17 protein-coding genes are annotated in these 25058 nt (G+C 70.0%); 8 read left to right on the forward strand and 9 right to left on the reverse strand.

Features of this window, described 5'->3' with window-relative positions; translation table 11 throughout:
• Window positions 1-18: 18 nt before the first annotated feature.
• The 9 genes from ACNQFN_RS02730 to ACNQFN_RS02770 all read right to left on the reverse strand — a co-directional run bounded on the left by ACNQFN_RS02730 (window position 19) and on the right by ACNQFN_RS02770 (window position 13516).
• Window positions 19-597, reverse strand: a complete 579-nt coding sequence (locus ACNQFN_RS02730) for a malonic semialdehyde reductase (RefSeq protein ID WP_418647875.1) — start codon at window positions 595-597, stop codon at window positions 19-21.
• A 59-nt stretch (window positions 598-656) separates the two neighbouring features.
• Window positions 657-1748 (reverse strand): amidohydrolase family protein, encoded by a 1092-nt coding sequence (locus ACNQFN_RS02735; protein WP_418647876.1) that lies wholly within the window; start codon window positions 1746-1748, stop codon window positions 657-659.
• Between the two features lie 44 nt (window positions 1749-1792).
• A complete protein-coding gene (locus ACNQFN_RS02740) occupies window positions 1793-2938 on the reverse strand; it encodes an ABC transporter substrate-binding protein (RefSeq protein ID WP_418647877.1) in 1146 nt (381 codons plus the stop codon).
• Window positions 2935-4110 carry an ABC transporter ATP-binding protein gene (locus tag ACNQFN_RS02745; RefSeq protein WP_418647878.1) on the reverse strand — a complete coding sequence of 392 codons (1176 nt, stop codon included), beginning with the start codon at window positions 4108-4110 and terminating at the stop codon, window positions 2935-2937. The genes ACNQFN_RS02740 and ACNQFN_RS02745 overlap by 4 nt, the downstream gene beginning before the upstream one ends.
• Window positions 4111-4135: 25 nt before the next feature.
• Window positions 4136-5911, reverse strand: coding sequence for an ABC transporter permease (locus tag ACNQFN_RS02750; protein WP_418647879.1), 1776 nt, complete (start codon window positions 5909-5911; stop codon window positions 4136-4138).
• 80 nt (window positions 5912-5991) lie between these two features.
• Window positions 5992-8472 carry a TonB-dependent receptor plug domain-containing protein gene (locus ACNQFN_RS02755; RefSeq protein ID WP_418647880.1) on the reverse strand — a complete coding sequence of 827 codons (2481 nt, stop codon included), beginning with the start codon at window positions 8470-8472 and terminating at the stop codon, window positions 5992-5994.
• A gap of 273 nt (window positions 8473-8745) precedes the next feature.
• On the reverse strand, window positions 8746-10560 hold the full coding sequence (locus tag ACNQFN_RS02760; protein WP_418647881.1) for an ABC transporter ATP-binding protein: 1815 nt from the start codon (window positions 10558-10560) through the stop codon (window positions 8746-8748).
• Window positions 10553-12325, reverse strand: coding sequence for an ABC transporter ATP-binding protein (locus tag ACNQFN_RS02765; protein WP_418647882.1), 1773 nt, complete (start codon window positions 12323-12325; stop codon window positions 10553-10555). Before ACNQFN_RS02765 ends, ACNQFN_RS02760 begins: the two co-directional genes overlap by 8 nt.
• A gap of 48 nt (window positions 12326-12373) precedes the next feature.
• Window positions 12374-13516: a sigma-54 interaction domain-containing protein gene (locus ACNQFN_RS02770; protein ID WP_418647883.1), complete on the reverse strand. Its 1143-nt coding sequence runs from the start codon at window positions 13514-13516 to the stop codon at window positions 12374-12376.
• A gap of 308 nt (window positions 13517-13824) precedes the next feature.
• Between ACNQFN_RS02770 and ACNQFN_RS02775 the strand changes: the two genes are divergently transcribed.
• The 8 genes from ACNQFN_RS02775 (at window position 13825) to ACNQFN_RS02810 (ending at window position 25052) form a co-directional block, all read left to right on the forward strand.
• Window positions 13825-15042, forward strand: a complete 1218-nt coding sequence (locus ACNQFN_RS02775; protein WP_418647884.1) for an MFS transporter — start codon at window positions 13825-13827, stop codon at window positions 15040-15042.
• Between the two features lie 34 nt (window positions 15043-15076).
• Complete coding sequence (locus tag ACNQFN_RS02780) at window positions 15077-16504, forward strand: MFS transporter (RefSeq protein WP_418647885.1); 1428 nt, start codon at window positions 15077-15079, stop codon at window positions 16502-16504.
• Window positions 16505-16821: 317 nt separating this feature from the next.
• Entirely contained in the window at window positions 16822-17682 is an 861-nt protein-coding gene (locus ACNQFN_RS02785) for an ABC transporter permease (protein ID WP_418647886.1), read from the forward strand.
• A complete protein-coding gene (locus tag ACNQFN_RS02790; RefSeq protein WP_418647887.1) occupies window positions 17679-18467 on the forward strand; it encodes an ABC transporter permease in 789 nt (262 codons plus the stop codon). Before ACNQFN_RS02785 ends, ACNQFN_RS02790 begins: the two co-directional genes overlap by 4 nt.
• 50 nt (window positions 18468-18517) lie before the next feature.
• Entirely contained in the window at window positions 18518-19570 is a 1053-nt protein-coding gene (locus tag ACNQFN_RS02795; protein WP_418647888.1) for an ABC transporter substrate-binding protein, read from the forward strand.
• Window positions 19571-20125: 555 nt separating this feature from the next.
• Window positions 20126-21790, forward strand: a complete 1665-nt coding sequence (locus ACNQFN_RS02800) for an FAD-binding protein (RefSeq protein WP_418647889.1) — start codon at window positions 20126-20128, stop codon at window positions 21788-21790.
• Window positions 21787-22239, forward strand: a complete 453-nt coding sequence (locus ACNQFN_RS02805; protein ID WP_418647890.1) for a 4Fe-4S dicluster domain-containing protein — start codon at window positions 21787-21789, stop codon at window positions 22237-22239. Before ACNQFN_RS02800 ends, ACNQFN_RS02805 begins: the two co-directional genes overlap by 4 nt.
• A gap of 155 nt (window positions 22240-22394) precedes the next feature.
• Window positions 22395-25052 carry a TonB-dependent receptor gene (locus ACNQFN_RS02810; RefSeq protein ID WP_418647891.1) on the forward strand — a complete coding sequence of 886 codons (2658 nt, stop codon included), beginning with the start codon at window positions 22395-22397 and terminating at the stop codon, window positions 25050-25052.
• Window positions 25053-25058 lie beyond the last annotated feature (6 nt).

Consider the following 25058-nt stretch of genomic DNA (forward strand, 5'->3'; position numbering starts at 1 on the left):
CCGGGCGCGGGGCGGCGCTCAGACGATCTCGGCGACCTCGGCGAAGCCGAGGCGGCCGGCGCGCGGCGCGGGCGAGTCGGGGATGCCGTAGCCGAGATTGGCGATGAGGTTCACCTTATAGCGGCCGTCCGGGAAGAAGGCCTGGTCGAGGGCGCCGGCGTCGAAGCCGCTCATCGGCCCGACATCCAGGCCCAGCGCGCGCGCGGCCAGGATCAGGTAGGCGGCCTGCAGCGAGCTGTTGCGCGCGATGGTCGGCTCGACCAGGTGCGCATTGGCCTCGAAGTTCTCGCGGACCTTGGGGTTGGCGACGTGCTCGAAGAAGCGCGTGTCCTGCGCGACGATGACGGTGACCGGTGCGGCCAGGGTCTTCTCCTTGTTGCCGGGCGACAGCGCGGGCTCCAGGCGGGCCTTGGCTTCGGCGCTGCGCACGAAGACGTAGCGCGCGGGCTGCGAGTTGAAGGCCGTCGGCCCCCACTTGAGCAGGTCGTAGAGTCTTTGCAGGGTGGCGTCGTCCACCGGCGTGGATTCGAACTTGCCGTAGCTGCGGGCGGCGAGGAACAGCTGGTCGAGTGCTTGCTGGTTGAGGGGGGTTCCCATCGATTTGCTCCTGTTGCTTGGGGGTTGAAAACCTGTGGCGGGCGAACGGCCGGCGGCCGCTACGCCAGCGCCTTGCCATGGGCGGCCAGCAGGGCCCGCCCGTTTTCCTTGAGGATGAGCGCGCGCTCCGCGGCGGACAGCGGCGCCCGTTCGATTTCGTCGATGACCGGCCGCACGCTCGGCGCCGGGGCATAGTCGGTACCGAAGACGATGCGGTCGGCGCCGAGCACGTTCGCCGCCAGGGCGATGGCCTGGCCGCCGCGCCCGGCCGCGCCGGTGTCGAACCACAGCTGGCGGAAGCGCGCGCGGACATCGTCGATGCCGTAGCGGTCCGCGTTCAGCGCGACCTGCTCGGCCACCGCGGCGATCACGCTGGAGCCGCCGAGCATGGCGATCTGCACAGTCACGTCCGGATAAGGGCGCAGGAAGTCGCTGAACGCAAGCGTGATCGTGGCGGCGGCGAAGCTCCACGCGGTGTCCAGCAGGCCGCGGATCGCGGCGCTGTCGCCGTGCAGGTGCAGCGGAGGCTGGCCCGGCACCGCCGGGTTGGCATAGCCGGTATGCAGGTAGATGTGGCTGCGGTGGCGCTGGGCGGCCTCGAACACCGGGCGGAAGCGCTCGGCCCCGGCCAGGCTGGCAAAGCCGTTGACCGGCAGCACGCCGCCGAGCAGGCCGAGCTCGCCGTGGGCGCGCTCCAGCTCCCGGACGGACCAGCCGATGTCCGAGGTCGACAGTGTCGCGACGCCGCTGAAGCGGGCAGGGTGCCTGCGCGCCAGTGCCGCGAGTTCGTCGTTGTAGTCGCGCCACAGGGGCAGGGTGTCCGCGGCCGGCAGGGCGGCGTCGATGCCGAGCGTGGTCGGCCATGACAGCAATTGGTGCTGGATGCCGTTGGCGTCGAGGTGGTCGAGCCGCGCGTCGATGTCGAACCACTGCGGGCCCAATGCAAAGGCGTCGGCATGGCCGTGGGCCGTGCCCGGGCCGGCGCGGTGAAGCCGGATCGTGCCGGAGGGGTCGGCGACGAAGCGCGGCGGGACGGCGCGGGCGCCCAGCCGCTCCACCGCGCGCGGCGAGAACCAGTGGCTGTGCAGGTCGACGAGGCCGCTACCGGCGGCCTGTGCGGCGGCGATGGCCGGATCATCGGGATGGCCCATGTGTGGCGTGCTCCTTGTGCATGTCGAAAGATGCCGTCCGGCGCTCACAGGCTCCGGGGGCGGTGGAAAACGTCGCGCAGCATGGCGCGCTGGGTGTCGAGTTCCCGCAGCAGGGCTTCCGGCGGCGGGCGCGGATGGAAGCGGGCGCGCTCCGCCGCCGCCTGCGGGTAGAAGGGCGGCGAAGGGGCGTCGGGCATGGTGCCGAGCATGCAGGCCTTGCTTGCCAGCGCCGCCTGGCCGCGCGGCGAGAACAGCCAGCTCTTGAGCAGGCGCGCGGCCAGCGGGTGAGGCGCGCCGCCGATGACGCCGAAGCCGAATGGCACGTTCAGCGAAAAGTCCGGGACGAAGCGGATCGCGACCGGCGCGCCCAGTTCGCGCTGGCGTGCGACGACCGCGAGATAGGACCACAGGTTGAGCGCCAGCCGCCCCTGGCTGACGTAGGTGACGCCGGCATCGGGGCCGGTGAACAGCCCCGCGCGGTGCAGCCGCTCCAGCCGGGCGCGGTCGAGCGCGCCCTGGCGCAGCAGCACGGCGAAGGCCACGTCGGTGGTGCCGACCGCCGTCACCGGCTTCACATATGAGAAGCGCTCGTGCCAGCGCGGCTGCAGCACGTCGTCGAAGCGCGTGGGCAGCTCTTCCTCGCGCACCAGCCGGGTGTTGTAGGCCAGCCCGAAGACCTTGCAGAAGGGGTAATGGACGAAGGCCCCGGCGTCGCGGTACTGCGCATCGAGCCCCTCGGCCGTCGCCGGCGAGAAGGCTTCGAAGTAGCCGTGCCGCGCGATCAGGGGCATGACGTTGACCGGCTGCATCATCAGGTCGCCCTGGCGGTTGCCGGCGCGGGCCTCGGCGTCGATGCGCGGCATCACCTGGGTCGGCGACACATGCATGTACACCACCCGCATGCCGGGGAAGTCCGCCTGGAAGTCGAGCCACAGCGCTTCCCATTCGGCATCGACGGCGGCGCCGTACACGACGACGGTGTTCTCGCCCGCGTCGCGCACCTGCCCGTACAGCGCGAGCAGAGCCTGCTGCGCGGCCGGCGAACCGGACACCCGGGGTTCGCCGCCGGCCGGAAAGCCGCCGCCGGTGCCGGGGCCGCAGCCGGCCAGCGGCCACAGCAGCCCGCCGGCGCCGAGCAGGCGCAGCAGGGCGCGGCGGCGCTGGAAGGCGGATGCGTGCTGCGTGTTCATGCGGCCTCCGCCAGGGCGTCCTCGCCGGCCGCGTCGGGCAGGATGACGACATCGCCCGGCGCGACGCCGACGTGGGCATGGGGCCAGTGGGGCAGGTGGTGCAGGTCGCCGCGCTCGTTCCAGCCTTCCAGCGGCAGGCTGGCGAACAGGCGGTGGCCGGCGACCTCCACTTCGGCCTGGAAGCGTTCGCCGAGGTAGGTCACCGGCCCCGCCGCCGCGGCGAAGCTGTTGACCTGGCCGTGGGGCGCCTCGCCGCGCGCCAGGCGCAGGTTGGCGCTGCGGATGGCGGCCACGCCGCGCTGGCCGGGGCGCAGCGCGGCCGGCGCGCGGCCGGCGATCTCGCCGCTCCAGCCGTCGGGGCGGAAGGCCGCCTGGCCGGCTTCGCGGGAGATCACGGTGCCGGGCAGCAGGTTGTCGAAGCCGACGAATTCGGCGACGAAGCGCGTCGCCGGGGCCAGGAAGATCTCCGTCGGCGTGCCCAACTGTTCCAGCCGCCCCAGCCTCATCACCGCGACGCGGTCCGCCAGCGCCAGGGCCTCGGCCTGGTCGTGGGTCACGTATACCGAGGTGCGCCCGGCCTCTTCATGCACCCGGCGCAGATCCTGGCGCAGGCGCAGACGCAACTGGGCGTCGAGATTGGACAGCGGCTCGTCGAACAGCAACAGGCGCGGCCGCGCGGCAATGGCGCGGGCGAGGGCGACGCGCTGCTGCTGGCCGCCCGACAGTTCGGCCGGCGCGCGCCCTTCCAGCCCGGCCAGGCCGACCAGCGACAGCGCCTCGCCGGCTTCGCGGGCGATCTCCAGCCGCGACAGGCCGCGCCGCCTATGCCTGACCGGATAGGCGACGTTGTCGAACACCGTCATGTGCGGCCACAGCGCGTAGCTCTGGAACACCATGCCGATTTCCCGCTTGTCCGGCGGCACGAACACGCGCGCCGCGGTATCGGCAACGACCGCGCCGCCGATCTCGATGCGTCCGGCGGACGGCTCCTCCAGCCCGGCGATGCAGCGCAGGGTGGTCGTCTTGCCGCAGCCGCTGGGGCCGAGCAGGACGAAGAACTCGCCGTCGCGGATGTCCAGGTCGAGGCCGTCGATCGCGCCCCGCCTGGGCGCGGTGGTCACCGTGTCGGCGGTGAAGTACTTGCGCAGTCCGTGCAACGCCACGCCGCTCATCTGTCCATTCTCCTTGTCGTTTCTTTCAGCCGGCGGCCGGTGCGAAGGGCTGGCCCGCGCGCCATACGGACAGGTCGTCGAGCGCCCGCCGCTGGCGCTGCTCCGCCAGCCGGCGCCACAGCCGGTAGAGCCCCAGGCCGGTGCACCAGACCGCGGCCTTGGCGAGCAGCAGGACCACCAGTAGCGCCGACGCGGCGGAAAAGTCGCCGGACGAGTGCAGGCTGTACACCACCATCGCGATCGGCGTCTGGCCCGGCGCCTTCAGCAGCAGCGGCACTTCGAGATTGCCGGAGACGATGATGGCCGCCATGAACCAGCCGGCGAGGAAGCTGGGGGCGATCAGGCGCAGCACGACGTCGGCCAGCGCGCGCGGCGCCGATGCGCCGCCGATGCGCGCCGCTTCCTGCAGTTCGGGCGCCAGCTGCACGGTGGCGGCGTTGGCCACCTGGATGGCGAAGGGCGTGACGACCACCACCAGCGCCAGGAGCACCAGCCAGACCGTGCCATACATCTGCTTGAGGCCGGGAAGGCTGACGACCGCCCAGGAGATCGCCAGGGCGGTGACGACGCCCGGCATCGCCAGCGGAATCAGCGTGACGAAGCGCAGCAGCGCGGCGCGGCGAGGCGGCAGCGTGCGGCCGATCTGCGCGACCGACACCGCCAGCAGCATGGCGGCGAAGCCGGCGGCGATGGCGATGGCGAAGGTCACCCGGATGGCGTCCAGCACGCGCGGCAGTTCGAGGATGGCGAGGTAGTGGCGGAAGGAAAAGCCGTCGTAGATGCCGGGAAAGGGCTGGAAGGACGAGAACGCCACCGAGCCGATCGGCAGCAGGGCGGCGAGGAACAGATAGGCCGCGATCAGCGCTGCGAGAGGCCAGCGCGCGCGGCCCAGGCCGATGCGCCGGCGGCCGCCGCTCTTGCCGCCGATGGTGACGAAGCTGCGCTTGCCCAGCAGGCGCGACTGCAGCACGCACAGCAGCGCCACGATCGCCAGCAGCGCGATCGACAGGACGCTGGCGCGAGCGTAGTCGGGCGGCGCGGAGCCGTTGATGAAGTTCATGATCCGCGTCGCGACGACGTCGATGTCCTGCGGCCAGCCGAGTATCAGCACCATGTCGAAGGCCTGCAGCCCGCCGACGATGCCCAGCAGCGCGGCGCCGGTCAGCGCGGGCGCCAGGATCGGCAGGTTGATGCGGAAGAAGGTGCCCGCCTGACTGACGCCCGACACCAGCGATGCGTCGTCGTGGCTGGCGTCGAGGGCGCGGAAGGGGCCGATCAGGAACAGGTAGATGACGGAGACCTTCTTCAGCACCATCACGGTGACGAGGCCGCTCCAGGTCTCGATGTCGAGCCATGCCGCGCCGCTGCCGAACACCCATTGCAGGAGCCGGTTGGCGGAGCCGGTGTAGGCGTTGGCGAGCAGGGCGTAGCCCAGCGCGTAGAACAATGCCGGCGTCGCGAACATCAGCATCAGGCAGGGCGTGACCGCCCGCCGCAGGGGCACGTCGGTGCGTTCGGAGAGGAAGGCCAGGCCGGCCGCGAGCAGCGTCGCCGCGAGCGTGGTGACGAGCGACAGCAACAGGGCGTTCGACATCGCCCGTCCGGTGCCGGGGCTGTCGAAGGTGCTGGTCCATGCCGCCAGGGTCCATTCCGCGTCGAAACCGGGTGCGGCGGAGCGGAACGAGCCCGCCACCAGCATCAGCACCGGCCACACGAGGATGCAGAACAGCGCCAGGTAGAGCGAGACGCGCAGCAGCCCGCCGGGGCGGAGGTGCGCGCGGGGAACGGTGTGCCCGTTCATGGGAACCTCGATCGAAGCGTGGGCGCAAGCGCCTGCGGGCAGGCGCTTGCGCGGGACGACGGCCGCCAGGCCGGCGGCGGTCAGAAGAGAAGGCTGGCGCCGGCGTACACGAAGCGGCCCGCAGCGCCGTTCGGGGCGATGAACGAGTACGGGTTGATGCCGCTGGCGCGGTTGGTGGTGTCGTACTTGTCCGGGTACTGGTTGAACAGGTTCTGCGCGCCCAGTTCGAGGCGCAGGTGGTTGTTCACGCGATAGCCCAGGTTCAGGTCCACATACCATTCCGGATCGAAGGTCTGGTCGTGGTTGCCGTTGGCGGCGCCGGCGGCGGCGTTGTAGGTGTACTTGCCGTAGCGCGTCACGGTGGAATCGACCGTCCAGTCGCCGTAGCTGTAGCGGGCGCCCAGCACCAGCTTGTTCTTCGGGATGCCGGTCTCGATGTCGCGCACGCGGAAGTCGTTCACCACGGTCACCGTGGTGCCGTTGACCGTCTGCGTGTTCTTGACCTTGCTGGCCTTGGTGTTGAGGAAGCTCAGGCCCAGGCTCAGGTCGAGGGTGCCGGCGCCGTCGAGGCGCAGCTTCTTGCGGCCGACGAAATCGATGCCGGTGGTGGTGGTGTCCCAGCCGTTGAAGTAGTAGCTGGCCTGGGTGAAGCCGGGCAGGCCGACGCTGGTGAAGGCGCTGGTCACACCGTCCCCGCGCAGGGCGTCGGTGATGATGACCTGGTCCTTGATCTTCAGGTAGTAGGCATCCACCGTCAGCGAGGTGTCGGTGTCGGGGGTCAGCACGAAGCCCAGCGAGAAGCTGTCGGACTTCTCCGGGTCCAGCGGCTTGGCTCCGAACACGGCGGCGCGGGGATCGTTGGGACGGAACAGGCGGGTCTGCCCCGGAGCGGCGAGCCCCAGGCCGGTGTTGTTCCAGTTGCTGGTGAACGCGGTGGTCTGGGTACCGAGCTGGCCCAGGCTGGGCGCATGGAAGCCGGTGCTCACCGTGCCGCGGAAGGCCAGGGCGGAGCTGACTTCGTAGCGGCCGGACACCTTGCCGTTGAGGGTGTCGCCGAAGTCGGAATAGTCTTCCAGGCGGGCGGTGATGCCGATCTGGAATCGCTCCGTGACGTCGGTTTCGGCGCCGACATAGACCCCCTTGACCCTGCGCCTGACCGTGCCGCCATCCACCGCGCGCAGGCCGGAGCCGCTCGCCGCGGTGATGGGAATGCCGTTGCCGGCGTTGGACAGGCCGCCGTTGGTATAGCCCGCCTCGTCGCCGAACTCGCTGACGCCCCAGCTTTCGCGCCGCGACAGGACGCCGGCGGAAACCAGCACCGGCGCCGAGGCCCAGGCGGGGCTGAAGCTGCGCACGTAGTCGGCGGTGATGCTGAGCTGGCTCGAACGCCATTCGCCGTAGTCGAACTTGGTCGGGCTGTCCGCCCCCCAGCTCGGGTTGGACGTGTGCCAGCCGCTGATCGAGGTCCGGTTCTGCCCCCAGCTCGCGCCGACGTCGAGCTTGCCGGTGCTTTGCTCGCCGAAGCGGTAGCCGATCGCGCCGGCCCAGTCGGTGGAGTAGTAGCTGCGGCCGGGCTGGTAGCCGTCGGGGTAGAGCGCCAGGTTGTTCGAGGTGTTGTCGCGGATCGGGTCGCCGGGCAGGCCGGTGCCGATCACCAGGCGTTCGGGGTTGACGTAGTTGCTGGTGCGCTTGTCGGCATAGTTGAGCCAGCCATAGGCGGTGCCGTCGCCGATGCCGAGTTCCGAGTTGGCGAGGACGCTGATGTTCTCGCGCGCGGCCTGGCCCCAGGTGCCGTGCTTCTGGCCGAGGGTGTCGTTGCGCGGATCGCCGGAGGGGAAGCGCTGGCGCCAGTCCGCCTCGCTGCGGTCGACCTGGCCGCTCTTGAGGTAGTCGAGGCTCAGGTTGACGAAGCCGGCGTCGCCGAGCGCCAGGCCCTTCCAGCCGTTGACCGCCTTGGTGGCGCCGCCGCCGTCGCTGTAGCTGCCGTAGCGGACGCTGGCGCCGCCGCCGTCGGCGGCGTTGTTCAGCACGATGTTGATCACGCCGGCGATGGCATCGGAGCCGTACTGCGCGGCGGCGCCGTCGCGCAGCACCTCGACGCGCGCGATCGCGCTGATCGGGATGGCGTTGAGGTCGACGACGTTGTTGGCCGGCCACGGATCGGTGCCCTGCAGCAGCGCCTGCGTGTGGCGGCGCTTGCCGTTGACCAGGATGAGCGTATAGGCGGGACTCACGCCGCGCAGCGACGCGGCGCGCGTGGCCTGGCCCTTGACCGCGTTCTGGCCCTGGGCGAAGTTGAACGACGGGTGCAGCTTCTGCAGCGCCTGGTTGAGCGTCACCGCGCCGGTTTCCTCCAGCTGGCGGGTGCTGATGACTTCCACCGGCGCGGAGCTTTTCAGCGCGGTCCGGTCTTGCCTGGACGAGCCCAGGATCACCACGGTGTCGAGATTGGCGGCGTATTCACCGGCGGCATCCTCGGCCCCGGGAGCCTGCTGGGCCTGCGCCACGGGCGTCAGGGCGCCGCAAAATGCCGCGATCGCGGTCAGCGCGAATTTCTGCATGGAACTTCCTTTTCTGGGATTGTTTTTTTATCCGGCAAGCTCCGTCGCAGCTGCGCCGACGAAGTGCCGGAGGGGTGGCACAAGACACGGCCGGCCACATGGCCGCCGTCTCGCTGGAGGTTCTCAAGCAAAAACGGGGCCATGTTGAAAACTTTTTTGTTTTCAATTGTTTGCTTTGATTTTCTGCGCGAATCTGCGCAGCGTTTGCTGCATCGGCAGCGCTGCTGCTCCGGATGGGGCAGCCCGCTGCGCGCAGCGGTGCAGGCGGGCGGCTCAGTCCGGCCGGGCGTGGGAAAACTGGCTCTGGTAGAGCGTGCGATAGAGCCCGGCCCGGCGCAGCAGGGCCCGGTGGGTGCCGGACTCGACGATGCGGCCGCCGTCCATCACGACGATCCGGTCGGCGGCGGCGATGGTGCTCAGGCGATGCGCGATCACGAAGCTGGTGCGGCCTTCGAGCAGTGCGTCCATCGCCTGCCGGAGCAGGGCTTCCGTGCGGGTGTCGATGTTGCTGGTGGCTTCGTCGAGGATCAGGATCGCCGGGTCGGCCAGCAGGGCCCGCGCGATGGCCAGCAGCTGCCGCTGGCCCTGGCTGAGCCTGGCGCCGTTTTCCGCCAGCAGGGTGTCGTAGCCCTGGGGCAGGCTGCGGATGAAACCGTCGGCGCGCGCCAGCACCGCCGCCCGTTCGACCTCCTCCGCACTGGCGTCGTCGCGGCCGAAGCGGATGTTGTCGCGGACGCTGGCCGAGAACAGGTGCGTATCCTGCAGCACCATGCCGAAATGGCGGCGCAGGCCGTTCTTGTCCAGCGTCCGGATGTCGTGGCCGTCGATGCGGAGCGTGCCGCTGTCGGCGTCATGGAAGCGCGTCAGCAGGCTGGCCAGCGTGCTCTTGCCGGCGCCCGTCGGGCCCACCAGCGCGATCATCTGCCCCGGTTGCACGTGCAGGTCGATGTCGCGCAGCACCGGACGCTCCGCCTGGTAGCCGAAACCCACGCCTTCGAAGCTCACTTCGCCGCGCACGCGGTCGAGCCGGGTCCGCTCGCCGGCGGCGTGTTCGCTGGGCTCGTCGATGATGTCGAGCACGCGTTCGGCGCCGGCGAGGGCGGATTGCGCCAGGTTGAACTGGTTGGCGAGGTCGTTGATCGGCCGCTCGATCTGGCGCGTGTAGTTGAGGAAGGCCACGACCACGCCGATGCTGGTGGCGCCGTCGATCGCCAGCCATGCCCCGATTGCGGCCATGACGGCGAAGCCGAGGTTGTTCGTCGCGTTCATCGACGGCCCCATCATGCCGGCGAGGATCTGCGCGCGCGTCGATGCCGTGCGCACCTGCGAGTTGATGGCGTCGAACTCGCGCAGCGCGCCGGCCTCGCGGCGATAGGCCTGCACCACCTTCTGGCCGGACAGGGTTTCCTCGATGAAGCCGTTCAGCTCTCCCAGCCGGCCCTGCTGGGCCGAGAAGTGGCGCCGCGTGCGGCCCGCCACCTGACGCGTGACGACGATCGCGAGCGGCACCGCGAGCAGCGCCAGCAGGGTCATCGGCGGGCTCATCCACAGCATGACGAGCAGCGATCCGGACAGCAGGACGACGCTGCTCATCAACTGCGGCAGGGCCTGGTTCAGGAACAGCGCGACCATCTCGACGTCGTTGGTCGCGCGGCTCATCAGATCGCCCTGGCTGCGGCGGGCGAAGACGGACAGCGGCAGGTCCTGCAGCGCGGCGAAGAAGTGCTGGCGCAGGACCCCGACCGTGCGCTGCGAGACGCCGATCATGATGAAGGACTGCAGCCAGTTCATTGCCGTCGCCGCCAGGTACACCAGCAGCAGCACGGCGCAGGCGCGCGCCAGGCCGTCGCCGTCGCGCGGCACCACGTGCTGGTCGATGATGCGGCCGATCAGCCACGGCCCCAGCAGCGCCAGCCCGGTTCCGCACAGCGTCAGCGCGCAGGCGGCCAGCAGCGCAGGGCGCTGGCCGCCGGCACAGGCCCACAGGCGCCGCAGCGTGCTGCCCGGGCCATGCGGGCGCTCCGCCGGCCCGCCGCCGGGAAGAGGGGGCAGGCCGGCCTGCGGTGATGCGGAAGCCTGCCTAGTCATGGGATACCGTGCCCATGGCGGCCTGCGAGCGGTGGATGTCGCGATAGGCCGCCGATGATTCGAGCAGCTGCGCATGCGTGCCGTGGGCGACGACGCGGCCCTGCTCCAGGACCACGACGAGATCCGCGGCTGCCGCCGCGGACAGCCGCTGGGCGATGAGCAGGCAGGTCGTGCGCGGCAGCAGGGCGCGGATGCCGCCGAGGATGCGCGCCTCCGTCGCCAGGTCGACGGCGCTGGTGCTGTCGTCGAGGATCAGCAGCGAAGGCTGCAGCAGCAGGGCGCGGGCGATCGACAGGCGCTGCTTCTGGCCGCCCGACAGGTTGATGCCGCGCTGGCCCAGGATGCTGTCGTAGCCGTCGGGCAGGCGGCCGATGAAGTCGTCCGCCTGGGCTGCCCGCGCCGCGGCGGCGATGTCCTCGTCGCTGGCGCCGGCGCAGCCGAAGCGCAGGTTGTCGCGGACACTGCCCGAGAACAGGATGGTTTCCTGCTGCACGTAGCCGATGCGCCCGCGCAGCGCATGCGGATCGAGCGTGCGGATGTCGTGGCCGCCGATCCGCACCGTGCCGAGGTCGGGGTCGTAGAGGCGGGGCAGCAGCGCGGCGAGCGTCGACTTGCCCGCGCCGGTGCTGCCGAACAGCGCGACCGTGGCACCTGCCGGCAGGCGCAGCCAGACGTCTTCCAGCGCGGGCCGGGCCGCGCCTTCGTAGCGCAGCGACACGCCCTCGAAGGCCACTTCGAGCGGCCCCGGGGACAGCGTCCGGGCTGGAGCGGGGCGGTGCGCGGGGATGGGGGCCGCCGCGGCCCGGGAGGGGGCGTGCTCGCGGGATGCGGCGTCGAACACCTCGTTGATGCGGGCGGCCGCGACCTGGGCGCGCGAGAAGCCGGTGAGCAGCATCCCGACCGAGCTCAGCGAGGACAGAATCACGGTGACGTAATTGACGAAGGCCACCAGTTCGCCCGCAGTCATCGTGCCCGCGATGCTGCGCTGGCCGCCGGCCCACAGTACCGCGACGATGGTGAGGTTGAGCGCGAGGCTGAGCGCCGGCATGTTGAGCGTGACGATGCGCCAGGCGCGGATCGCGGCGTCGGCGTAATCGCGGCTGGCATCGCCGAAACGGGCCGCCTCGCGCCTGCCGCGCACGAAGGCCTTGACGGTGCGGATGCCGGCGAGATTTTCCTGCAGCATCATGTTGAGCCGGTCGAGCTGGCGCTGGACGCCGTCGAACAGGGGAACGGAGCAGCGGACGAGCAGGAAGAGCACGCCGAACAGCAGGGGCACGACGCCGAACAGGATGAGCGCGAGCGACGGGCTGATGGCGGTCGCCATGGCGACGCTGCCCACCACCAGCAGCGGGGAGCGCACGAAGGCGCGCAGCAGCATCATGACGAACTGCTGCAATTGCGCCACGTCGCTGCCCAGGCGCGTGATCAGCGAACCGGGGGGCAGGCGGTCGAGTTCGCGGAAGGACAAGGCCTGGGTCGCGGCAAACAGGTCGCGGCGCAGGTCGGTGCCGAAGCCGACCGCGGCCTTGCTCGAGTACACCGTACACCCCGCGCCGCCGATGAGCCCCAGCGCGGCGCACAGCAGCATCAGCGCGCCGGTGGCGCCGACATGGGCGAGGTCGCCGCGCATCACGCCATCGTCGATGATGCTGGCCATCAGGCGGGGCTGCATGAGGTCCATCGAGACCTCCAGCAGCATCAGCAGGGGCGCGAGCGCACTCGCGCCCCGGTAGGGGCGCAGATAGGAGAAGAGCTTGAACATGGAGTGGAGCCGGGTGCCCCCGGGCGCCGGGTCGCGCCGGGGGTGCGTTCAGGATTCGGTGGTTTCCCCGACCGGCGCCTGCCAGCCGCCCTGCAGCAGGCCGAAGCGCTTGAGCTGGGCGCGCAGCACGTTGCGCGAGATGCCCAGGCGCCTGGCGGCCTGCACCTGGTTCTCGCGCGAGAATTCGAACGCCGCCCTGACCAGTTCTTCCTCGACCCGCTCGTACAGGCGCTCATGCCCTTGTTCGAGCAGGCTGCGGAGGATATGGGCGAGGCGGAACTCCGTGGCCGCGGCGTCCTCGCCGGCCTGCTTCCCGGCGGGGGCGGGCCCGTCCATCCTGCCGCTCTGCAGGCGCAGGTCGCTGGTGTCGATCCGGCCGTTGGTGCATACGATCAGGCCGTAGTGGATGACGTTCTCCAGTTCGCGTATGTTGCCCGGCCAGTCGTGGGCGAGCAGCGCCCGCTCGGCGTCCGGCGTCAGCGTCACGGCGTCGAGCGCCAGCTTCTTGCGGTAGCGGTCGATGAAGTGCCACACCAGCGGCAGGATGTCGCCCGGGCGCTCGCGCAGCGGCGGCAGCGGCACGGAAGCCACGTTCAGACGGTAGTACAGGTCCATGCGGAAATTGCCGGCGCGCACGGCGCGAGCCAGGTCGATGTTGGTCGCCGCCACCAGCCGCACGTCGATGGGAACGGGCTTGCGCGCGCCGATGCGCACCACACAGCGTTCCTGCAGCACGCGCAGCAGCTTGACCTGCATCGCCTGCGGAAGATCGCCGATCTCGTCGAGGAACAGCGTGCCGCCATTGGCGGCCTCGAACCAGCCGGTCCGGGCCTGCGTCGCGCCGGTGAAGGCCCCCGCTTCATGGCCGAACAGCTCGGCTTCGACCAGGCTTTCGCTGAAGGCACCGCAGTTGACGGCCACGAACGGGCCCGGGCGCCCGCTCTGCTGGTGGATGTAGCGCGCGATCAGTTCCTTGCCGGTGCCCGTCTCGCCGATGATCAGCACCGAGGCGTCGCTGGCCGCCACCCGCCCGACTTCTTCGAGCAGGCCGACCGAGCGCTGATCGTGGAACACCAGTGCGCGGGCGCGGATGGAAAGCGAATGCGCTTCCGGGGAGGGAAAGGTCAGCAATGGCGCGGAACCCCTTCCATCCTCGCGTCCTTCGCGAAGGTGATATGTCGCATGGTCCATGAACGATCCTTTTCGATGATTTCGCGGCAAGGTTTGCATAGTGCACTGCAGAATCAAACCAAGAATATTTGCTTTCGTGCGCATGAAACCGGATATCGACCATAGCGTGGGTCTATTCCAGGGAATCGCCGCCGGCGGCCTGTTCCTGCCGCAGCAGCGTGCCCGCCCGCCTGCTCGAAACGCAGCAGATCCACCCGCATGCCCGGCGCGCCGCCGCGGCGCGGCGCGGGCGGGAAGGGTGGAACGGCAATTGCTACGGGGCGTGGTCCGTCCGTCCTCTTGCCCGGCTTCCCGCTTGCTTCCATCTCATGCCCCCTGCCCAGCCTCCCGCGCGCCATTTCGTCCTTTTCAGCATCGGCCATGGCGTTTCGTCGGTGGGGGCATGGGCGCAGAAGACCGGTGTCGGCTGGCTGGCTTGGGAGCTGACGCAGTCTGTGGCCTGGGTGGGCACCATCGCCATGGCCGACCTCATCGCGGCGCTGTGGGTGGCGCCGCTGGCCGGGGCGGTGGCGGACCGCAGCAATCCTTGCCGGCTGTTCTGCCTGACCCAGACGCTCATGCTCGCACTTGCGCTGCTGCTGTGCCTGGCCACCGCGGCCGGGGTGCTGACGATCCACTGGCTGCTGGCATTCGCGGTCGCGGAGGCGACGCTGCAGGGATTCAACCAGCCGGTGCGCATGCTGCTGACCAACATGCTGGCGCCGCGCGAGCGCTTGTCGCAGGCGGTGGCCGCCAATGGCATCGCCATCGCGCTGGCGCGCAGTATCGGCCCGGCCCTGGCCGGGGTGACGATGTACTTCGGCAGCGTGGCGCTGGTGTTTGCCATCAACGCGGTGTCGTTCGTGGCGATCCTGGCCGTGGTGTTCCGCCTGCGCGCATGGCTCGACCGCGTGCCGCCGGCGCGCGGGACCGCGCTGATGCACGACATGGCGGAAGGCTTCCGCTATGTCGCGCGCTCGCCGGAAATCGCCACGATCATCTTCCTGTCGGTCGCGTTCGCGGTGCTGGCGCGGCCGTTCTCCGAACTGCTGCCCGCCTTCGCCGGGGATGTGTTCGGCGGCGGCCAGGGCGTACTGTCGATGCTGATGAGCGCGCAGGGGCTGGGGGCGCTGCTGGGTTCGGCGCTGATGCTGCGTTCGCGCGACAGCCGCGCCCTGGTCCGCAGCGTGCTTGCCACGGGGCTGGGGCTGGCCGTCTCGCTGCTGGCCTTCACCGCCGGGGACGCACTGACGCTGGCGCTGCCGGCACTGTTCGCCGCGGGCCTGTTCCACGTCGTGTGCAACATCGCCATGCAGTCGCTGTGCCTGCTGCGGAGCGAGCCCGCGCTGCGCGGGCGCGTCGTTGCCCTGTACGGGCTGATCTTCCGCGCCGGGCCGTCGGTCGGCGCCTTCTGCATCGCCCAGGCCGCGCAGTGGGCGACCCTGGGCACGCTCGTCGGCGCCTGCGCCATCGCCTATGCCGGCCTGCTGGCATGCACCCTGCCGGCAGCGCGCCGCATCGGCCTGCCGGTGACCGCCGATGAATGAACGTTCTTCCATCTTGCCCGACAGGAAAGCCGCCTTGCCGAATACCATGCCTCCCGCGTCCTCCGCATCCTCGCCGGTGCTCATTCCGCTGATCGTCGCCAGCGCCTTCTTCATGCAGGTGCTGGACGGGACCATCATCGGCACCTCGATGCCGCAGATGGCCGAATCGTTCGGCGTCCAGGCCGTGGACCTGAGCCTGGGCATCACCGTCTACATGCTGTTCGTGGCCGTGTTCATTCCGGCCAGCGGCTGGCTGGCGGACCGCCACGGCGCGCGCAACGTCTTCGCCCTGGCCATCGGCGTATTCACGCTGGCCTCGCTGGCATGCGGCGCGGCCGAGAGCCTGCCGCAGTTCATCGCCGCGCGCGCCCTGCAAGGCATCGGCGGCGCGCTGATGACGCCGGTGGGACGCCTCGTGGTCCTGCGCAACACGACCAAGGCCGGCTTGCTGCAGGCCACCGCGTTGATCACCTGGCCGGCGCTCATCGCGCCGGTGTTCGGGCCGGCGCTGGGCGGCTTCATCACCACTTATGCGTCGTGGCGCTGGAACTTCCTCCTCAACATTCCGATCGGCCTGGCCGGCATCGTGCTGGTGCTGCGCTACATCCCCAACGTCCGCGACGTGCCGCGCTCCTTCGATCTCAAGGGCTTCGTGCTGAGCGGGGGCGCGCTGGCCTGCCTGCTGTACGGGCTGGAATCGGTCAGCCATGCCGCGGCCGCCCCGGCGCATGCCGCCGCGCTGTGCGTGGCCGGCTGTGTGCTGGGGGTGCTGGCGGTACGGCATTTCCGCCGCGCGGCCACGCCGCTGCTGGATCTTTCGCCCTTTGCCTTCGCCACCTTCACCCAGTCCACGCTGGGCGCGGGCTTCGGCTGCCGCATCGCCATCAGTGCCACGCCTTTCCTGCTGCCGCTGCTGTTCCAGCTGGGATTCGGGCTGACGCCCTGGGCCAGCGGCCTGCTGCTGCTGGCCTATTTCGGCGGCAACCTGGGCATGAAGACGGTGACCACGCCCTTGCTGCGGCGCTTCGGCTTTCGCCGCGTGCTGGTCGGCAACGGCGTTGCCGGCGCGCTCGCCATCGCCGCCTGCGGCATGCTCACGCCGGCCACGCCCCACTGGCTGATGGTGGCGGTGCTGGTGCTCGCGGGCCTGACCCGATCCATGCAGCTCACCGCCCTGAGCACCATCACGTTCGCCGACACCACGCCCGCGCAGCGCAGCGCGGCGTCGACCCTGTCGAGCATGCTGCAGCAGGTGTCGATGGTCCTCGGCGTGGCCGCGGGGGCCTTGCTGCTGCGCCTGCCCCAGGCGTGGCAGGTGGAGGGTCAGGTTCCGCTGGTGGAGGTCCACTTCCGCATCGCTTTCGCGGCCGTGGGGCTGATCGGCCTGCTGTCGGCGCTGCATTTCCTGCGCCTGCGGCCCGATGCCGGCGCCGAGGTCAGCGGCCACGCGGTGGCGAACTGATCGCGCGGCGGTGTTGCGCCATCACCAGCCGCAGCGCCGGATTGCTGCATGAGCAACACCCGGGCCGCCGCCGGCGCCGCCGAGAATCCCTTCCGGCCCGCCATTCGCGGGCGATCGGGGCGCGGTGGCGGTCGTGGTACGGCTCTTGCTGTTGTTCCCGCATCGTTGTTCAACCGAGGCCCGCGCGCACGCCGCCGGGCAATGACAGACAGCCGGTGCGCCGGCGATGCGAGGAGAACCATGAACCGTCCCGCGACTCTTTTTCCCGGCCGCGTCCTTTGCCGGGCGGCATGCCCGCTTGCGGGGAGGGGCGGGCGATGAGCGGCGGCGCGGGTAGTGCCGTTTCCTCGCTGCCGCCGTCCTCCGTCGTCAGCGGGCTTGCCGGCGGGCGCGGTGAACGGGGCGCCGCTCCGCGCCTGGCCCGCGGCCTGCCGGTCGCTTTCCAGTACGCGGTGTTCCCGCTGTCGGTGCTGCTGCTCTGGTGGCTCGCCAGCGGCCTGGAGTGGGTGCCGCCGAACATCCTGCCCGGCCCCGGCGCGGTGGCCGCGAGCTTCGTCGAGCTGCTCGCCGGCGGCGAGATCGCCGAGCACCTGGGCATCAGCCTGTGGCGCGTGGCGCAGGGTGCGGCCCTGGGGCTGACGATCGGGCTGCTGCTCGGCGTCGCGCTGGGGGCCTCGCCGGCCTTCGAGAGCTGGATCGGGCCGAGTTTCCGCATTCTCGTCCAGGTACCGTCGATCGCTCTCATCCCGCTGCTGATGATGGTGCTGGGCATCGACGACAGGCTCAAGCTGTTCATCATGGCCAAGGCCTGCGTGGTGCCGCTGGCGCTCGTCACCGCCGACGGCATCCGCAACATTCCGGGCGCCTATCTGGAGGTGGCGCGGGCGATGAAGCTCAGCCGGTGGACCCTGTATCGCCGGGTGATCCTGCCGGGTGCGCTGCCGGCGATCGCCACTGGCGTGCGTCAGGGCGTGGCCCATGTGTGGGTGGCGCTGGTGGCGGTGGAGGTCATGGCCTCGGCCGAGGGCATCGGCTACCTGATGACCTGGAGCCGGCAGATCTTCCAGCTCGACGTGGTGCTGGTGTGCGTGGCGCTGATCGGCCTGACCGGCTTCATGCTCGACCACGTCTTCCGCCGCGCCGAGAACCGGCTGCTGAAATGGCGGGTGCGGCCGTGAGCGCGGCGTCCGTGCTCGGGGCGGTGTGGCGCAGCCGCCACTTCCGCGGCATGGTGCCGCCCGCGATCCTGCTGGTGCTGTGGTGGCAGGCGACCACGCACGAATGGGTCAGCAGCCTGGTACTGGTGCCCTTCGGCCAGTTGTTCGACGCGGCCCGTGATCCGGCGATCTTCTCCAGCCTCGCCGAAGGTCTGCTGTCCACGTTCGCGCGCCTGATCCAGGGCTGCGCGATCGGCATTCCCGCCGGCCTGGCGCTGGGCATCGGCATGGGGCTGTCGCACGTCTTCGACCGCGTCATGGGGCCGAGCTTCCACGCCATCCGCCAGGTCGCGATCCTGGCCTGGATTCCGCTGCTGACGGTGTGGTTCGGCACCGGCGACCTGTGCAAGATCGTCTTCGTCGCCATCGCCGCCTCGAAGCCGGTGGTGATGGGGACCTTCGAGGGGATCCGCAGCACGCCGGCGCAGCTCGTCGAGGTCGGCCGCGTGCTGATGTTCTCCCGCGCCCGGCTGCTGCGCTACGTGGTGCTGCCGTCGGCCGCTCCTTCCATCGTCACCGCGCTGCAACTGTCGCTGATCTATTCATGGTTCGCCGCGATCGGCGCGGAGTACGTGATCGGCGTCATGTCCGGCGGCATCGGCTCGGTGGTCATGGGCGCGCAGGAGCATTTCCGCACCGACATCGTGCTGCTCGGGGTCAGCCTCATCGCCTTCACCGGCATCACCATGAACAAGGCGCTGCGCCGCATTCCGCGGTACCTGTTCCGCTGGCGGGGGCAGGGCTGAGCGGCGCGGCGGCCGTTTTCCCATCCATCATCCATTCACATCGGTTCGACATGAAGACAATCCATCGCATTCTCGCGCGCATGGCCGTGGCCTTGCTGGCAGGCGTGGCGCTGCAGGCCGCCGCCGGCCTGCCCGACAAGATCCTGTTCGGCGAGGTCGGCGGCACCAACGTCGCCAATTCGGGCGGCAGGCCCGTCAGCACCGGCATCGTCGCCCTGGCCGAGCACCTGGGCTATTTCGAGGAGGAGTTCGGCAGCAAGGGCCCCCGGATCGAGCAGATCTTCTTCGCCGGCACCGGCCCGGCGCAGAACGAGGCGCTGGCGCAGGGCTCCATCGACTTCGGCACCTATGGCGGCGTGCCCAACGTCATCGGCCTGGTCGGCGGCATTCCGGCCCGCATCGTCGCCACGCGCCGGGCCAGCGGCACGGGCACCTTCTACCTGGGGGTCCGCAACGACTCGCCGTTCGAGAGCATCAAGGATCTGAAGGGCAAGCGCATCACCGTGCAGAAGGGCACCAATCCCTACCGTTCATTGATCCTGCTGCTGGAGTCCAGGGGCCTTCAGGAAAAGGACGTCACGCTGGTCAACCTGCAGGGCGCCGAGGCGCTGGTCGCCTTCAACGCCGGTGCGGTGGACGCGGTGTTCGGCACCCTCAACCTGCTGATCCTGCGCGACCAGGGCAAGCTGCGCGTTCTCGAAGACACCAAAACCTCGCTCGACGATGGTACCCAGAGCGGCATGCTGGTGTCGGAGAAGTTCGAGAAGGCCTACCCGGAGGTGGTGCAGAGGGTGGTGAAGGTGCTGCTGCGCGCATCGCACTGGGCGTCGCGCGAGGAGAATCGCGAGGCGCTGCTGCGCTTCGTCGCCGAGCGCAGCGTGGCCTACGAGTACGTCGAGGAGGATTATGCCGGCTCGCTGAAGGAACGCTTCAATCCGCTCATCGACGAGAGCTCGGTCCTGGCCTACGACGAACTGGTGAAATTCGGCGTCAAGCACAGGCTGATCCGCAAGGGCGTGGACGAAAAGACCATCCGCACGTGGTTCCGCCCGCAATACCAGCAACAGGCCTTGCAGGAGCTGGGATTGGAAGGCTACTGGTAGGCCCGCCGGACCCCGGCGCCGGAGCCGTCCTCCGGCGCGAAGCGCATCCGCCCTCGATCGCAGGGCGGATGCGCTTTTTCTTTTTTTGCCGCCGGGCCGCCCCAAGGCAAAAAGCGCCCCCCGGGGGTGGAGCAGGGGTTTCGCGGAGCATTGCTCCGCGCCTGCGGAACGGGCCGGCGGTGCAAAGCCGGCCCTCTTGCGATCGGTGCAGCCTGGGGGCTTTTCGTCCGCGGGGGCGGCGTGCCGGGCGGGCCGCATCGCAGCAGCGGGACAGGCGGGATGTTGCCAAATCACCAGCCAGGCCCCGCAGCGCCGGGCAACCTTTCCGCAGTGAATACCGCTGCGGAAAATAAATACGATTGTTTTCAGTGGCTTGCGTTGTTTTCTGTTTTCTGCCCAGCCCCGTTCGGCCGCTGGCACGCTTTCTGCGAAAGGGTGTTCGACCGGTGCAGGTTTCCTGCCCGGGCGGAAACACCTTTCCTTCTTTCGACACGCCATGCCTGCCGCGCCGCCCAGGGCGGCGCCGGCAGTCGTGGCCCAGTGTGGAGCGTGCACATGGCAAGCGGAAACATCATCAATTTTCCCGATCCGTCGGGACGCAGCGTCTTCGACGTCGATCTCGTCGCCGATGTCCTCGTGATCGGCGGCGGTCCGGCCGGCGCCTGGGCCGGCCTTGCGGCAGCGCGGGCCGGCGCCCGCGTGGTCGTGGCCGAGAAAGGCTATCTCGGCACCTCCGGCGCGCAGGCGGCGGCGGGCACCGGCGCCTACTACATCAAGCCGGACGACCCGGTGCACCGCGAGGGCATGATCAAGGCGCGCATGCCGATCGCGTTCGGCTTCGCCGACGAGAGCTGGATCGAGAAGGTGTACGACCAGAGCTTCATCAACCAGGACCTGATGTCGCGCTGGGGCTACGCCTTTCCGAAGACCCAGGACGGCAACAAGGAACGCTGGGGCGGCATGCGCGCCGCCGACGCGGTGCTGTTCCTGCGCAAGCAGCTGGAAAAGCACGGCGTGACCATCCTCGACCACAGCCCGGCGCTCGAACTGCTGATCAGCGACGGCGTGGTGGCCGGCGCCACCGGCTGGAACCGCCGCAACGGCACGCGCTGGCAGGTGCGCGCCGGCGCCGTGGTGCTCGCCACCGGCGGCACGGCGTTCCGTTCGGGCATCGCCGGCGGCAACAACAATACCGGCGACGGCTACCTGCTCGCGGCCGAGGCAGGCGCGCACTTCTCCGGCATGGAGTTCAGCGGCCAGTACGGCATCGTGCCCAAGGGCAGCGCTTGCTCCAAGACCGCGGTCTACGGCTCCGCCACGCTGCGCGACGCCAATGGCGAGGTGGTCTCGCGCGGCAAGGGCACCACCGTCGCCGAGATCCAGACCGGCCACGTGTACTGCAAGCTCGACAAGTACGACGACATCGGCCGCGAACGCATCCAGGCCAGCCAGCCGATGACCTTCCAGTACTTCAAGCGCTACCTGCCGCTCGACCCCTTCACCGAGGAATACGAGGTCGAGCACATCCTCGAAGGCACCATCCGCGCCTCCGGCGGCATCGAGGTCGGCGAAGGCGCGTCGACCAGCGTGCCGGGCCTGTTCGCCGCCGGCGACACCACCTCGCGCGAAAAGCTCGTCGGCGCCAACCAGTCCGGCGCCGGCCCGGCCACCGCCTGGGCCCTGGCGTCCGGTTCCTGGGCGGGCCATTCCGCCACCCTGTTCGCGCGCCGCTACGGCGGCAACGTCGCCACGCGCAAGGTCCGCGCCATCGGCACCGCCGGGCTGCGCCCGACCGGGCAGGTCCGTGCCGACCTCGACGTGAACGAACTGATCCGCGGCGTGCAGGAGGAAACCCTGCCGGTCGCCAAGTTCTACCGCCGCGAAGGCACGGTGATGCAGGCGTCGCTGGACAGGATCGACGGCCTGTGGCGGGACGCGCGCGAAAGCCTGGGCGGCGACACCCGCCTGGGCGGCGCCGACCTGGCCCGCTCGGTGGTGCGCGCACGCGAGGCGGCGGCGCTGATCGCCTCGGCCCGGCTGATCTTCACCAGCGCGCTGGAACGCAAGGAAAGCCGCGGCCTGCAGCGCCGCGCCGACTACCCCGTCATCGACGAGCGCGAATTCAGCCACGTCGTGGTCAGCGGCCTCGACCAGCTCCAGGTCGAACGCAAGGCCATCGGCGGCGGCGAAGTGCGCGAGCAGGCGAGGGCAGCGTCATGATCGAACTGGTTCTCGACGACCGCTGCAACGCTTGCGGCGCATGCGAAGAAGTGTGCCCGACCAACGTGTTCGACCTCGATGCGCGCGGCATTCCGATCATCGCGCGGCAGGCGGAATGCCATACCTGCTACCTGTGCGAAGCCCACTGCCCGACCGACGCGCTGTACGTCGGCCCGCTGCGCGCGCCGCACCCGGTCACGCGCGAGACGGTGCTCGCCAGCGGCGTGCTGGGCAACTTCCGCCGCGCGCTGGGGTTCGATCGCTACGAGCCGGGCAGCTTCTGCTACGCCGGTTCGGAAGAACGAGCCGACAACCCCGAAGCCAAGCGCGTCAAGGGCAGCCCCAACAGCCCGGACGCGGCCATCTACGCCAGCCTCGCGATCGCCCGCGAACACGGGCTGGTGGACGTGAGCCAGCGCGCGCCGCTGACGCGGGAGATCGTCATCTGAACGCCGCCGCCTGCGTGCGCTGCTGCCTGCCGTTGCGGCCGTGTCCGCAACGGCAGGGCGTGCCGCGCGCGCACGCCGCGCCGGCAACGGTTCCGCAACCCAGGCAGCACGGCCCCCCTTTCCCTTGAACCACAGCCGCAAGACGAGTTATCCACATGACCAAAACATCACATCCCCCGGCAGTCCCCGCTCTCCGATCCACCCATCCGCGCTTTCCCGGCCGCAGGCGCCTGCTCTCCGGCCTCGTCGCCCGCACACTGGTGGGCGGCATGCTGTCGGCAACGGCCTTCGCCGCCGCCGCCCAGCAGGGCCCCATCTCCCCGGCCGCCGAACTCGATGCCGAGATCGGCCAGCTCGAACAGGCCCTCGAAGAAGCACGCAAGCGCCGCGCCGGCCTCGCGCCCGCTGCCGGCACCGACGGCGCCGGCAGCACGTCGCCCGCCGCCGGGGCCGCGGATGCCGCCGACGACGACGTCGTCAGCATCGATGCCGTGGTCGTGCGTGCCCGCAACCGCGAGGAACGCCTGCAGGACGTGCCGATTCCGGTATCGGTCGTCAGCGGCCGCGAACTCGAACGCGACCATGCCGTGAACATCAGCGACTTCGCCCGCCGCGCCACCAACGTGCAGGCCGCCGAACTCAATTCGCGCCGCTCCAGCGTGTCGATCCGCGGCGTCGGCAAGAATGTCAACGGCGAAGAGTACGAGGCCCCGGTGGGGGTCATCATCGACAACGTCTTCCAGCCCTACGTCGGCGCCTCGTGGACCAACTTCCCCGACCTCGAATCCATCGAGATCGCGCGCGGTCCGCAAGGCACGCTGCTGGGCAAGAACACCACGCTGGGCGTGCTCAACATCTCCACCCGCAAGCCCAGCTTCACGCCGCAGTATTCGGCCGAAGCCACCGTCGGCAGCCGCGACCTCAAGCGCATCACCGGCACCCTGAGCGGCCCGCTGGTCGAAAACGCGCTCGCCTACCGCTTCTCGTTCTTCAACGAAACCGGCGAAGGCAGCATCGATGGCCAGGGCCAGAACAAATCCACCTGGTACGACCGCAACCGCTCCGGCGCGCGCCTGCAGTTCCTGGCGCTGCCGGCGGACGACGTCTCGGCCCGCGTCATCCTGCATCACGCCCGCGCGCGCGAGAACATCAACATGAGCCCCAACGTGAGCGACCCGGCCGCCTTCCTGGACGGCGCGCCGCGCGGCATCACCTTCACCAGCCGTATCACGCGCGGCTGGTTCGGCGGCTACCAGCCGCTGTTCGAGAAGTTCAAGGTCGATGCCGACTACGTCACGCCGTCGATCGACGAGCAGAACGGCGCCTCGGTGGAAATCAACTGGAACCTGGCCGGGCACACGCTGACCTCGATCACCGCGTACAAGGACAACCGCTTCGTCGCCGACAACGACTTCGACAAGACCCGCTGGGACATCCGCCGCGGCGGCGGCGCACGCACCGCGCAGCGCCAGTTCTCCGAGGAGATCCGCCTGACTTCGCGCCAGGGCGGCAGCTTCGACTACCAGACCGGCCTGTACGCGCTGTACAACGGCTTCAACAACGAAACGCACACCGTCTTCGGCCGCGATGCCGGCGCGTTCTACGCCAGCAATCCCCAGTACGCCACGCTGAGCCAGAACGCCGCCGGGCGCGAACTGCTCGCAGCCTCGCTCGACGGCACCTACACCGCGCAGAAGCGCTCGCCGGAAACCACCAGCTTCGCCGCCTTCGGCCAGTTCAACTGGCGCTTCACCGAGCAGGCCACGCTGACCGCCGGGCTGCGTCAGACCTGGGAGCGCAAGAAGAACACGTGGTCCTACCTGCTGTACGGGCCGGGCGCCGATCTCGATGCGCTGGGCGCCGCCAACGGCGCCAGCGCCGCCCAGATCGCCGCCGCCAAGGCCATCCGCGGCGGGCCGACCGGCACCGGCGCCGGGCAGATCGGCTCGCTGGCGCGCTTCGGCCCCAAGCGCCATGCCGACAACAGCGACACCGCCACCTCGGTGCTGCTCAGCCCCAGCTACAAACTCGATGATGACACCCTGCTGTACGCCTCGGTCGCGCGTGGCGTGAAGTCCGGCGCAGTGGGCTGGAACACGGCCGACGGCACGCCCAACGTCACCGACCCCGAAGTGGCCATCGACTTCGAACTCGGCACCAAGCTGTCGCTGCTCGAGCGCCGCCTGATCCTGAACGTCAATCTCTTCAACACCGACATCAAGGACTTCCAGACCGACCAGGTGGTGCCGGACGCCGGCACCGCCACCGGCGTGCGCAACATCATCGGCAACGCCAGGAAGGTCCGGCTGCGCGGCGTCGAGTTCGACGGCGCCTTCGCCGTATCGCAGGCATTCACGCTGCGCTTCGGCGGCGCTGTCAACCACGCCAGATACAAGGACTACAAGGACGCCCCTTGCCCGTCCGACCTTGCCGCATCGCTGCCGCTGCAATGCGATTTCTCCGGCAGGCAGCTGCCGGGCGCGCCGAAATACACCCTCAACCTGGGGGCGGAATACCGGCAGCCCGTCGGCCAGGGGCTGATCCTCAGCGCCCACGTCAACAACAGCTATTCCTCGAAGCAGAACGTCGCGCTCAACCTGTCCGAGCACGGCTGGGAATCGTCGCGCAACATCACCGACGCCGGCATCGGCTTCGGCCCCGCCTCGGGCGCATGGCAGATCAGCCTGTTCGCCAAGAATCTGTTCGACGTCGAGTACGCGGTCGATACCTCCACCTTCACCGGCAACAGCGCTGTCAGCAAGCGCTGGGGCGAGCGGCGCTCGGTTGGCCTGAGCTTCCGTGCCAGCTTGTGACGCGTT

Source organism: Thauera butanivorans, from assembly GCF_048398245.1.
Lineage (GTDB): Bacteria > Pseudomonadota > Gammaproteobacteria > Burkholderiales > Rhodocyclaceae > Thauera > Thauera butanivorans.